The organism is Saccharothrix luteola, from assembly GCF_020859565.1.
Classification (GTDB): Bacteria; Actinomycetota; Actinomycetes; order Mycobacteriales; family Pseudonocardiaceae; genus Actinosynnema; species Actinosynnema luteola.
In genome coordinates, this window is record NZ_JAJHUO010000043.1 from 1 (window position 1) to 12814 (window position 12814).

A 12814-nucleotide genomic window follows, 5' to 3' on the forward strand; every position below is an offset into this window, starting at 1 on the left:
GCTACCCGATGGGCATCCAGAACATCGTCAACGTCACCGTGCCCCTGGCCTCCTACGCCAAGCCCGGCGCGTTCAACGACCCGGACATGATGGAAGTCGGCCGCGGCGGCATGAACGACACCGAGATGCGCAGCCACTTCGCCCTGTGGGCGATCATGGCCTCGCCGCTCATCGCGGGCAACGACCTGCGGAACATGGACGCCGCCACGCAGACCATCCTGAAGAACGCCAACCTCATCGCCATCAACCAGGACCCGCTCGGGTTGCAGGGCGTCCAGGTGTCCTTCGACGGCACCCGGCGCGTGCTCGCCAAGCGGCTGTCCAACGGGGACGTGGCGGTCTCCCTGTTCAACCAGGGCAACACCACCACGACCATCTCGACGACGGCGAGCACCATCGGCAAGACCGGGAGCTCCTTCACCCTGCGCGACCTCTGGACGGGGGCGACCTCCACGACCACGGGCCCCATCTCGGCGAGCGTGCCCGGCCACGGCACGGCCGTGTTCCGGGTGAGCGGCGGCGGCACCACCACGCCACCCACGACCTTCGCGCTGCGCAGCGCGTCGGCCGGCCGATGCGTGGACGCGCCCGAGAGCTCCACCACCAACGGCACCCGACCGGTGATCTGGGACTGCCACGGCGCGGCCAACCAGCAGTTCACGCAAAGCGGCAACACCTTGCAGCTGCTCGGCAAGTGCCTGGAAACGCCGACCAACGCCACGGCCGGCTCGCCGGTCCAGTTGTGGGACTGCAACGGCGGCACGAACCAGCAGTGGACCCTGAACAGCAGCGGCACGATCAGCAACACGCGCAACGGGCTGTGCCTCGACGTGAACAACAACGGCACCGCGAACAACACCCCGGTGATCGTGTGGACCTGCCACGACGGCACCAACCAGCGCTGGACCCGAGTCTGACCCGACCGATCACCCGTCAGCGCGCCGCGCGCCCCTGACACGCGGACGTGGACCCCGAGTGCCCCGGCCGTCGCCTCACGCGACGGCCGGGGTAATCGGGGTGCCTACTGGCTGATCCGAACACAAGTTGAGCCGTGACTGACCAGGAACCGCCCAGTTTTGCTCGTCTATCGCCTGAACTTCGCTCCTCTGGTTCACTTAGTGCCGTGCACGACGATCCCTGGGGCCCTTCGCCTTCTTCCGGGCAGTTGCTCCGGCTGCTGCTCGACGGGGCGCCGCGCACCCGCGCCGAGCTGACGCACGAGACCGGCCTGACGCGCTCCGCCGTCGCCGCCAGGCTCGACGCGCTGCTCGGCGCCGGCCTGGTGGACGATCGCGGCACCGGTGTGTCCACGGGCGGACGGCCCGCGAGCCGCTTCGCCTTCAACGCACGCGCCCGGCTCGTCCTCGCGGCCGAGCTCGGCGCCACCCACGGAGCCGTCGCCGTCACCGACCTCAACGGCGGCCTGCTCGCGTCCCGGCGACTCGCCCTGGACATCGCCGACGGTCCCGAACCGGTGTTGGCGGCGCTGGTCGGGGCGTGGCGCGACCTGCTCGCGGACCCGGACCTGGCCGGGGTGCCCCTGGCCGGCGTGGGCATCGGCCTGCCCGGTCCGGTCGAGCACTCGTCAGGCCGCCCCAACCGCCCGCCGATCATGCCCGGGTGGCACGGTTTCGACGTGCCCTCGCGGATCCGGGCGGAGTTCGGCGTTCCGGTGCTGGTGGACAACGAGGTCAACCTGATGGCGCTCGGCGAGCACGCGCACTCCTTCCGCGACGTCGACCACATGATCGTGGTGAAGGCGGCGACGGGCATCGGCTCCGGCTTCATCAGCAACGGCGTCCTGCACCGGGGAGCGGCCGGAGCCGCCGGCGACCTCGGGCACATCCGGGCTCCTCAAGGCGGCGACGCACCGTGCCGCTGCGGCAACACGGGCTGCCTGGAAGCCGTCGCCGGTGGTCCCGCGGTCGCCGCGCGGTTGCGGGCCAAGGGGATCGAGGCGCACACGAACGCCGACGTGGTGGCCCTGGTCCGCGACAGCAACGTCGAAGCAGGTCAAGAGGTCCGGCAGGCGGGCCGCGCCATCGGGGAGGTGCTGGCGGCCTGCGTCAACATGTTCAACCCCTCGCTCGTCGTGGTCGGCGGCTCCCTCGCGGCCGCGGGCGAGATGCTGCTGGCCGGGGTCCGGGAGGCGATCTACCGCCGTTCCCTGCCCCTGGCGACGGAGAACCTGCGCATCGTCCCGTCGCTCGCGGGCCGTGACGCGGGCGTGATCGGCGCGGCGACCATGGTCGTCCACCACGTGCTGTCGCCCGCCGTGGTGGACGACCAGCTCGGTTGGCCTTCGCGGTAGCGCGCGCCGCCGTCGTCCCGGATCACCCCCGTCCACCGCCCTCCGGCACGGGGTCGGGCGCGATGACCCCGGAATCCGGCCCCGACGGGAGCTGGACGTGGACGTGGCCCCGCCCCGCCTCGACGTTGATCAGGTCCAGTTGGACCGCCGCCACCGACCAGGTCCGCAGCGCCAGGGTCCGCTGATCACCCGCGAGCGAAACGAGCCTGCTCTTGAGCGGCTCGGTGGCGGTGAGCGACGCTTCGAACCCGTCGACCGCCGTGGCGAGCTGCTGCACGGCGACCCGCATACCGGTCCGCGTCATGTTGATGCCGTTGCCCGCGGAAGGTGATGTCTCGTGCGGCTTCACCGCGGCGGCCACGACGTCCTTCCACCCCTTCACCACATCGGCGCTGGGTGGCGACGCCGGTTGCGCGCCGCCGATCGGGGCCGCCTCCGCCATCGCCGCCAGCACCGGCGTCAACCGGTCTCGCGTCTCCTTGGCCAGGTCCGTCAACGGCCCCAGCTGCGCGAGGTCCCGTTCGGCCTCCTCCTGACGCAGCTCCGCGATCCGCCGCTCGGTCGCGTCCGGCCCGTCCGCCGAGGTGATGACGAACGCCGTGGCCAAACCGAGGACGAACGCGGTGACGAGACCGGACGCGGCGAGCCAGGTGCCCCGGCGCGGCGACGGCGGTGCGGATCGGCGAGCGGGTCCACCGGGGCGTGGCCGCCGGGTCGACGAGGTCCTGACCATCACTTCACTCCTCTGCGTCCACGGATCGCCGGACGGGTGGGTCAGCGGCCCCGGTGCCAGGGACCGGGGCCGCTGACGTGGACCCCTCGCTAGCGGAGGGTCCACCTCTGGTTGGTCCCACCCGTGCACGTCCAGATGATCAGCTGCGTGCCGTCGGCGGAGCTGCCGCCGTTGGCGTCGAGGCACTTGGCGCCGTTGCGGATCGTGCCGTCGGACTGCACCGACCAGTTCTGCCCGGACGAGCCGTTGCACGACCACAGCTGGACCAGCGTGCCGTCGACCTGGCTCCCGCCGTTGACGTCCAGGCACTTGTCGAGCGTCCGGAACGTGCTGCCGGTCTGCGTCCACTTCTGGTTCGCCTGGCCGTTGCACGTCCACAACTGCACCTTGGCGCCGTCGGTCGAGGCGCCGCCGTTCACGTCGACGCACTTGCCGCCGACACCGACGATCTCCTTCGCGCCGCCACCCCCGCCGCCGCTGCCCGCTCCCGGCCCGATGTAGGTGATCGAGTCGAGGTCGAAGTTGTTGTTGGCGGAGGACTTGAACACCACGAACAGCTCGACCGTGCCGCCGGGCTTCGTCACGTTCACCGGCGGCGTGCTGACGTAGTTGTCCCAGTTACCGGTGTTGACGACCGGCGCCGAGGCGATCAGCGGGCCGGTCGGCGAGCCGGAGCGCAGTTCGACGGAACCGCCGCCCGTGGGCGAGGACACCTTGAACGACACCTGGTTGATCCCGGTGAAGTTCACCGGCTTGAACGAGATCCAGTCGTTGTTGCTGATGTCGCCGACCCTGGCGCCCGACTCGGCGCCGGCCTGGGACACCACCCGCACACCGGACGAGCCGTTGAAGAACTCGGCCTGCTTGTGCTTGGGCTGCAACACCACCGTCGCGCTCCCGGTGAGCGAGGGCAGACCGGTGGCACCCTTGTCGGCGTACTCGGTCGAGCCGATGATGTGCGCGTTCCCGTTCTGGTGCTCGGCGTCGGCCTCGGCCTTGAGCGAGCCCGAGCACCCGGTGATCGGGCCCCCGAGCGGGTGCTTGTGCGCGTCGTGACCGATGTTGCCCTGGGTGATCACCCGGGCGCAGTCGATCGTGCCGTCCTCGGGGTCGCTGACCGACACCGCGTAGGGAATGGTGTCGCCCCACGCGAACATGGCGCCGTCCGCGGGACTGGTGACGGTCACGGTCGGCGCGGTGTTGCCCGACGTCACGGTGACGTTCGCGGTGCCCGTCCGCCCGCTCGGGTCGGTGACGGTCAACTGGGCGTTGAACGTGCCCCGCGTGGTGTAGGTGTGCGACGGGTTCGCCTCGGTGGACGTGCCGCCGTCGCCGAACCGCCACGAGTACCTCAGCGCGCCGCCCTCGGGGTCACTGGAACCCGCGCTGGAGAACCGCACCGTCAGCGGGGTCCCGCCCGAGCCAGGCGTCGCGGTGGCCCGCGCGACCGGGCTGCGCTCACCGGCGCTGTAGTCGATGCGGAAGAGGCCCGCACCCGGCAGGTGCACGTTGTCGTCCCAGCCCTCGCCCCAGGTCAGCAGGTACATCGAGCCGTCCGGGCCGAACTTCGCGTCCATCGGCGAGGCGAAGGACATGCCCGACAGGAAGTTGTTGATCTTCAGCAGGTTGCCCGACGAGTCGAGCCGGAACTCGAACATCGTGTTGCGAGCCCACTCGCCGAGGAACGGCGTCCCGTCGAAGTACGCCGGGAACTTGGTCGGCGACGGGTTGGCCGCGTTGTACCGGTAGATCGGGAACGCCATCGGCGCCTCGCCGCCGGAACCCATCTCCGGGAACTTGTTGCCCTCGCTCGCGCTGTTGCCGTACCAGACGTCGGCGGCGCGCGCGGCGGGCAGGGTCGACAAACCGGTGTTGTTGGGCGAGTTGTTCACCGGCGCGGCGCAGTTGAACTTGCCGCCGGACGTCCCGGTGGCGAAGTTGAAGTCGTTGTAGGGCGTGTTGTTGCCGACGCAGTACGGCCAGCCGTAGTTGCCCGGCGACTTCACCACGTTCCACTCGACCAGGCCACCGGGACCGCGGTTGGGGTTGTCCGATCCCGCGTCCGGTCCGTAGTCCGCCAGGTAGACCACGCCGGTGGTCGGGTGCACGCTGAACCGGAACGGGTTGCGGAAGCCCATCGCGTAGATCTCGGGACGGGTCCTCGCCGTGCCGGGGGCGAACAGGTTGCCCTGGGGGACGGTGTACGTGCCGTCGGCTTCGGGGTGGATCCGCAGGATCTTGCCGCGCAGGTCGTTGGTGTTGGCCGCGGTGCCCTGCGCGTCGTACAGCGAGCGGCCCGGCCGCTCGTCGATCGGCGCGTAGCCGTCCGACGCGAACGGGTTGGTGTCGTCGCCGACACCGACGTAGAGGTTCTTCCCCGGGCCGAACGCGAGGTAGCCGCCGGTGTGGCCGGGCTCCTCCTTGCGCGACATGGGCACCTTGAGGAGGACCTTCTCGGTGGAGAGGTCGACCGCGTCCCCGTTCATGGTGAAGCGGGAGATCCGTGCGGCTTCCTCGGTCGTGCTCCCGGGCGAGTAGTTCAGGTAGACCCACCTGTTGGTGGCGAAATCGGGGTCGAGCGCCAAGCCGGTGAGGCCGTCCTCCGAGTTCTGCCCGCCGCCGTACACGTTCAGCGTGGCGGCGGTGACGGTGGTGCGGGTGTCCGGCTTGTAGATCTTCAGCTTGCCGCCGTACTCGGTGAAGAACACGCGGCCGTCGGGGGCGATGTCGACCGCGCCGGGCGCGATCGTGGTCTCGTCCAGCGCGATCTTCTCGAAGCTGCTCCACGAGGTGGGACCGCAGTCGGCCTGCACCTTGCCGCCCGCCGACTCCACGCCGCCCTTGACGTGCTCGCGGAACAGCGGCTCGGAGTAGCTGGACGCCTGGTGGCCCATCGCGGTGGCCCACAGCCTGCCGCCCTCGAAGTTGCGGCACCACGAGATCGGGTGGTCCGCGCCCATCCTGGACGACCCCGGGTCGTAGGTGGACTCGTCCGCGGTGACCAGCACGTGCGCGGTGCCGCGGACCGAGCGGGTGAAGTTGTACCACTCCTCGGTGCGCGTCCAACGGTCCGGCAGCGCCGCACCGGACGGGTGCTTGCGGTCGGCGACCTTGGCCGTGCCGGACACGATGGCCGAGTGCGCGGTCATGCTCGCGCCGAGCATCTGGTCCCACCACGGGAACTGCTGCTCGATGTTCATGTCCGTCGCGTTGTGGATCGCGACGAAACCTCCGCCGCCACGCATGTACTTCTGCGCCGCGGCGCGCTGCGCGTCGTTGTCCCACACCATGCCGGAGGTCTGGAGCATGACCACGACGTCGAACGTGGCGAGGGCGGCGTCGTTGAACACCGACGAGTCCTCGCTCCTGGTCAGCTCCCACTCGTTCTGGGCGGCCAACTGCTCGAACATCGTAATGCCTGCGGGGATCGAGTCGTGCCGGTACGCCCCGGCGGCGGTCTTGCTGAACAGCAGGACGTGGAACCCTTCCGGGTGCGCCTGGGCGGCCACCGGGACCGCGACGCCGGTGCCGAGCAGGACACAGCCGATCACTGACAGCAGTCGTATGAAGTAGTGCACAACCACTCCAAGCTCTCGTCGTTGAGGCGACTTGGTCTCGTGGTGGTTCAACGGCTCCGCGGCCGGGCGGGCACCTTCGCCGCCACGCGCAGGCCTTCACCGCTCAGCGGCGACTTCCCAACCCATGTGCTGACACCGATGTCCCACATGGGGAGAACGTAAGTCACCAGATACGGCGCGGTCAATGCATAAGTACAGCTGCTAAAAACCAAACTTTGGACGATCACTAGCCAAAAGGGCCGTACGGGCGAATCCCGCGGTCACGCCTCCATCTCGGCGTCGAGCACCTGCGGTGACAGCAGGTGCCTCGTGACCATCGCCGCGGCGCCACGCGCCCCTGCCGTCGAGCCCGTGCGCGACGCGACGATCCGCAGGTTCTCCGTCGCCAGCGGCAGGGACCGCCGGTAGACCGACTCGCGCACGCCCGCGAGCAGCATCTCCCCCGCCTGCGCCACCATGCCGCCGATCACGACCAGCGACGGGTTGAACATGCTCACCGCGCCGGCCAGCACCTCGCCGAGCTCCCGTCCCGCCTGCCGCAGCACCCGGCCGGCCTCGACGTTGCCGGACCGCACCAGGTGCACCACGTCGGCGGTGCTGTTCGCGTCGAGGCCCAGCCCCCGCAGCCTCGCCGCCAGCGCGGGGCCTCCCACGACGGCCTCCAGGCAGCCGGAGTTGCCGCACCGGCACGGCACGTCCCCGGCGTGCGGCACCTGGATGTGCCCGAGGTCGCCCGCCGCGCCGGCCGCGCCCCGGTGCAGCACGCCGTTGCTGATCAGGCCGGCCCCGATGCCGGTCGCCATCTTCACCACGATCATGTGCTCGACGTCCGGGTACGACGCCGCGTGCTCGCCCAACGCCATCAGGTTGACTTCGTTGTCGACCAACACCGGCACGCCGAACTCCGCACCGATCGACGCGGGCACGTCGAACCCGTCCCAGCCAGGCATTATCGGCGGGTTGACCGGCCTGCCGGTGGAGTGCTCGACCGGCCCGGGAAGCCCGATGCCCACGCCCGCGACCTCCGCGCCACCCGCCGTGCGCAGCAGCTCCCGCCAGGCCTTCACCAAGGACGCCAGGATCGGCACCGGTCCCTCGGCGATGTCCAGGCCCACCTCCTCGACCGCGGTCAGCCCGCACGAGAGGTCGGCCACCGCCACCGTGGCCTGTGTGGCGCCCACCTGGGCCACCAGCACCAGTCGAGCCCCGGGGTTGAAGACGAACCGACTGGCCGGGCGGCCGCCGGTGGACTCGTCGGCGCCGGTGTCCACGATCAGGTTCGCCGCCAGCAGCGAGTCCATCCGGGCACGCACGGTGGACCGGGCCAGACCGGTCTCCTCCACCAGTTCCGCCCGCGTGCGCGGCCGGCCGTCCATCAGCAAGTGCAACAACGCGGACGGCGAGCTGGGGTCGGTACCGGAAGGGCTTGGCATGCGGGCAATTGTCGCAGCAAGTACACAAGGCCGCCCGAGCCGCCCGGATGTCACCGCGGACGGCGGTCAGGGCCGCCTACCTGGGATGTGCGGCAGCCGTAAGCCACCGCCGTCGGTCCGAAACCCGGCGCCGGCGACTACCGGAGGTCCAGGCGCGAGCGGTCGTACAGCTCCGTGTGGATCGCGGCGTGCCGCGAGCGCAACGCGGCGTAGTCGGCGCCGAGCGCGGCCAGCTCCGCCTGCAACGGCAGTGAGTCCCACGCGGTCGGCGATTCGTACCGGTCGAGCTTGGTGAGCAGCGGCAGTCGCGTCGCCCCGGTCACGACGATGGTGGAGCCGCCGGCGGTGACGGTGCCGCCGGTGGGAACGACCCGCGTGACGCCCTCGTAGCCGAAGGCGGCCGGCCCGGACGGGTAGGCGCCGCGCAGGTTCAGGTAGCCGGAGCCGTTGCTGACCGTCGCACGGGTGGTGAAGCGCAGGTCGGCGAGCAGCCCTTCCAGCGCGGCGTCGACGCTGAGCGTGGTGTCGACCGTCCGGCCGGGAGCGGGCGCCGGCTCGTGGACGATCACGTGGTCGGCGCGGGAGGCGAACGCGCGGCGGGTCCAGGTGCCGTGGTCGTCGGTCCACGTCGAGCTGACCTCGCCGGTGCGGGAATCGGTCACCCGGCGGTAGTCCTCGACCGCGGTCGCGCCGGGGGCCGAGACCCGGAGTTCGTGGGCCGGGTGGTTCGGGGTGAGGTCGCGGCTGCCGTTCGGCAGCACCACGCGGTGGTAGTTGAAGATCACCTTCTCCAGCGCCGGCGTGCCGCGCCGCACTCGCCGTTCCCGGTGTTGAACGACGACTGCATGGGACTCCCCCTGTCGGGGCGCACACCGCCCGACGAACCGCGAGCGGGGTGTCCATCGTGGATGGTCCTGTCGTGACTGCTCGAACGCCGTCTGCCGTGATCGTGACCCGCTAGCCCGGCCGCGGCCTTCCGGAACGGTTCCTGCCCGGTCCCGCCCGCCGGTCGAGGCGGGCGGGACCGGGCAGTGCTCAGCCGGCCCGTCCGGCGACCACGCCCACGGCGTCGACGACGAGGGTGCCGCTCAGCACCTTGACCTGCACGGTGTGCTCCTGGTTCGCCAGACCCCGCAAGGCGTACGTCTGGTGGAACTGGGGCGAGGCGACGGTGGCCGCGGAGGCGTGGACGACGGTCCCGTCGACCGTCACCTCCAGGACCGCCGACCCGTTGTTCTGCCCCACGATGTCGAGCCCGGTCCCGGTGAACACGTAGGTCAGGGTGGAACCGGCGCCCCGGCTGGTCGAGAGGGTGCGCTGGATGTCGTACATGTTGGTGCCGTTGACGTGCGACCACGACCCGCCGTAGCGCAGCTTGACCGCGGGCGTCTGGCCGAGGTCGTGCATCTCCAGGTTGTCCAGCAGTTCGGCGTAGTTGGACGGGGTGGTCCCGACCGTCTGGACGCGGAGGTTGTCGAACCGGGTGTAGTAGTAGCCGCTGCCCAGTTCCACCCGTCCGGACAGCTTCGGGGTCGCGTCGGCGAGGGTGTGCAGGGCGGTGCCGTCGAGGTAGGCGGTGACCTGGCTCCCCACCGCCCGCAGGGCGATGTTGTGCCACGCGGTGTGCGCGGTGTCGAAACCGGGGATGGTGACCCCGCCCGCACCGGTGGCGACGTTGCCGCCGGCCACGACGCGGTCCTCGACCAGGACGCTCCAGCCGCCGTCGAACCAGAACTTCAGCTTGTACGGCGCGGCCTTGTCCCCGTGCTGCTGGCGGACGCCGATGGCGGCGTAGTTCTTGCCGGACTGCGTGCTGTTGTCCTCGAAGGAGACGTCGGCACCGGCCTGGTAGTCCAGCCACCGGTTGTCACCGATCCGGGTGACCGGGTCACCGGGGTTCCAGGCGCCTCCCAGGCCTTGCGCGACCTGGTCGACCTGCTGCCGCAGGACGTAGTTGCCCGACCCGTCGGGCAGGTACGCCTCGAACGCCCCGTTGCGATCACTGGTGAACAGCGGGATCGCGCTCTTCGAACCACCGCGGGATTCGACGAAGTCCTGGCTGCCGACGACCTTGCCGCCCGAGCCGATCACCGGCACGGTCTTGTCGCGGTAGTCGAAGTCGTCCGCGTACAGGACGTCGTCGCTCGGGTCGTGGCCCGAACCGGTGCGGTCGGTGTCGAGGACGGTCCGCTCGCCCTCGACGGGGAGCGGGGTGCCGAACGCGGGCCTGGGGATGTTGGGCAGCGTGGTCGCGGTCAACGCGGAGTACGGCTTCACGGTGATCGTGTACGTGCCGTCCTTGTCGGTGTTGACGTTGCCCACGTGCCGCAGGTGGTTGGCGTTGAACCGCTGGCCGGCGTCGGCCGCGCGGGTCTCCCACAACTTGAGCACCTGGCGGCCGGTGTAGGCCATGTCGACCGCCCGCAGGTGGTAGACCCGAGGCCACTCGCTGTCGTTGACGAAGACCGTGGAGAAGTTCTTCTTGTCGGGCGCGGCGAGGGTGAGGTAGCTGGGGGTGCCGTTGCGCCCGTTGACGGGGTTGGTGCCGGTGGCCCCGGTGTAGCTGGCCTGCGGGACGGCCCGCCAGATGCCGGCGGTGTTGTCCGGGTTCTCCCACCCGGTCTTGGCGAACCAGCTGAAGTGCCGCAGGACGTCGATCGCCAGGTCGTAGTGCAGCCACCCCGACCACGGGTCGCGGGCGCTGACCAGCTCCTTGTAGCCGTACTGGCCGCCTTCGTAGAACGAGCCGACGGCGGGCTGGTAGATGAAGTTCGTGCGCCGGGAGTTGGCGAAGCCCTTGATGACGGTGTTGCCCATCTCCAGGGCGCTGTTCTTGCCGCCCACCCCGGTGCCCACCGTGGTCGGGTCCGCCATGGTGTTGTTCGGCCGGAACGAGGAGTTGCCGAACGTCGCCTGCGCCTCGCTGTTCCAGACCTCCTTGTCGAAGGACTCGGCCAGGCGCTTGAAGTCGCCCGCGGCGGTGTCGTCGGTGTTGTAGTGGTAGGCCGCCACCGCGACGGCGTCGCGCAGCGAGGCGTCCGCGACCATCTCGTCGCCGAAGGTGCCGAGGCTCGCCTCGTCGGAGATGGTCACGCCGATCCGGCGGTACAGGTCGCGCTCGGTGGCGTCGGCGAAGCCCGTGCCGTCGGTGCGCACCAGCTCGGCGTACCGCTTGGACCAGTTCAGGTCCGCGGTGTGCTCGTTCACGCCCGGGTTGACGTAGTCGACCATGTAGCCGTAGGTCCGGTAGGCGGCGAGGATCGACTTCTTGTACCAGGTGTAGATCTTGTCGTTGGTGTTCGCCCAGGCGGGCGCGTTCCACCGCAGGATCGACACCTTCAGCGCGGGGTTGATCTTCTTGGCGTCGGCGGCGAGCTGGAAGCCCTGGTGCCGCGTGACGTTGACGTCCTCGGTCTCCCAGCGCATCGTCGAGGGGTCCGGGCCGGTGGAGTTGTTCCGGTCGTTGCCCATCTCGATCTTGACGTTGGTGAGCACGGGGTTCTTACCGCCGAACAGCACTTGGAGCAGTTCGAGGTACTTGGCGGGCTGCTCGGACTTGTAGTCCATCAGCAGCTCGCTCGAGCTGTTGCCGCTCAGCAGGCCGAAACCCTTGAACGTCAGGCCGTTGACGTTGTCCGCGCGGACGTCGTCGCCGTCCACCACGACGGCGCGCGGGGACAGGTCGGGCGGCCCCACCACGGACCACTGCTGGTTGGTGCTGCCGCTGCTCGCGTACATCTTGAGGTCGGCGCCGGAGTCGCTGCGCCCGGCGCCGTCGAGGTACAACCCGGTGGCCGCGTTGCGGAACTTGACGTGCCCGTCGACGTTCTCGCGCGTCCACTGCTGGCCCTGCGACGACGTGGTCTGCCACTGGGCGCACACCGCGCCGTTCGCCGCACGCCCGGCGCTGTCGAGGTAGAGCCCGGTCGCCCGGTTCCTGATCCGGACGTGGGAACCGGACTCCTCGATCAGCCACTGCTGGTTGGCCGACCCCGAAGGGGGGTGCTGCGCCGCGGCGTCGCCGTCGGCGGTGCGGCCCATGCCGTCCACCGACATCCCGGTGGCCCGATTGACGATCGTCACGTAGGTGACCGACGCGTCCTGGGCGACGGCGGTGGGCGGCAACGCGGACACGTGGAGCCCGACTGCCGTCACCAGCGCGACGAGCGGCTTCACCACACGCCATCGCGACTTCGGTCGAGATGAACGACCAAGGACCATGACTTCTCCAATCGGGACCTGACACGGCAACGCTGCACGGCTCGCGGGTCACCGCGCGTCGGTGGTCCCACCGGTCCTGCGCAGGCAGGCGGGAGGACGAGCCGAACGCGGCGGCTCCTTGGCGAGGTGAAGAGGTCCGACCGCACGGCGGATGCCTCGAACCCTGTTCCGAGAGACCGAGACGCATTTGTGCGATCGTGTTCGATGGTGTTCGTTTGACGTCCCGACAGATTTTCGCCACGGTCGCAATGCTTGTCAAGGAGTCGTTTCGACAGCCCAAAGGCCCGATTCAATCAATTTCGCACGTTTTACGACATTGGCAAACATCAGCGGACATCGGCGATCGGGGCCTGTTCGCAGAACCGCACCCGTGCGCGGACGTCCGGCTGGCAACCGACGTCCGCACCCGGGTGCGGTCAGGTCAACTCGCGGTGCAGGAGGTTGCCGGGGCGCTGTTGGCCCCGCGCGACGAACCCGTGAAACCGAAGGTGGTGCGGTGCCCGCATCGCTTTCGAGCAGCAGCCCGCGGTCCGACGTC

Annotated in this window: 7 protein-coding genes; 2 read left to right on the forward strand and 5 right to left on the reverse strand. The window is 70.1% G+C overall.

Translation table 11 applies throughout. The features are described from left to right. The coding region (locus LNK82_RS41770) for a ricin-type beta-trefoil lectin domain protein (RefSeq protein ID WP_230572411.1) at positions 1 to 917 on the forward strand (917 nt) is incomplete at its 5' end. A 206-nt stretch (positions 918 to 1123) separates the two neighbouring features. After that, positions 1124 to 2311, forward strand: coding sequence for an ROK family transcriptional regulator (locus LNK82_RS41775; RefSeq protein WP_230572412.1), 1188 nt, complete (start codon positions 1124 to 1126; stop codon positions 2309 to 2311). Between the two features lie 22 nt (positions 2312 to 2333). On the opposite strand, the gene LNK82_RS41780 is transcribed toward LNK82_RS41775, so the two are convergent. From LNK82_RS41780 to LNK82_RS41800, 5 genes are all read right to left on the reverse strand, one after another. Next, positions 2334 to 3044 carry a hypothetical protein gene (locus LNK82_RS41780; protein WP_230572413.1) on the reverse strand — a complete coding sequence of 237 codons (711 nt, stop codon included), beginning with the start codon at positions 3042 to 3044 and terminating at the stop codon, positions 2334 to 2336. An 89-nt stretch (positions 3045 to 3133) separates the two neighbouring features. Further along, positions 3134 to 6595, reverse strand: a complete 3462-nt coding sequence (locus LNK82_RS41785; protein ID WP_230572414.1) for a ThuA domain-containing protein — start codon at positions 6593 to 6595, stop codon at positions 3134 to 3136. Positions 6596 to 6882: 287 nt separating this feature from the next. Then, on the reverse strand, positions 6883 to 8055 hold the full coding sequence (locus LNK82_RS41790; RefSeq protein WP_230572415.1) for an ROK family transcriptional regulator: 1173 nt from the start codon (positions 8053 to 8055) through the stop codon (positions 6883 to 6885). Between the two features lie 137 nt (positions 8056 to 8192). Beyond that, positions 8193 to 8870, reverse strand: coding sequence for a glycoside hydrolase N-terminal domain-containing protein (locus LNK82_RS41795; protein WP_230572416.1), 678 nt, complete (start codon positions 8868 to 8870; stop codon positions 8193 to 8195). A 220-nt stretch (positions 8871 to 9090) separates the two neighbouring features. Next, on the reverse strand, positions 9091 to 12231 hold the full coding sequence (locus LNK82_RS41800; RefSeq protein WP_230572417.1) for an RICIN domain-containing protein: 3141 nt from the start codon (positions 12229 to 12231) through the stop codon (positions 9091 to 9093). Between the last annotated feature and the right edge of the window lie 583 nt (positions 12232 to 12814).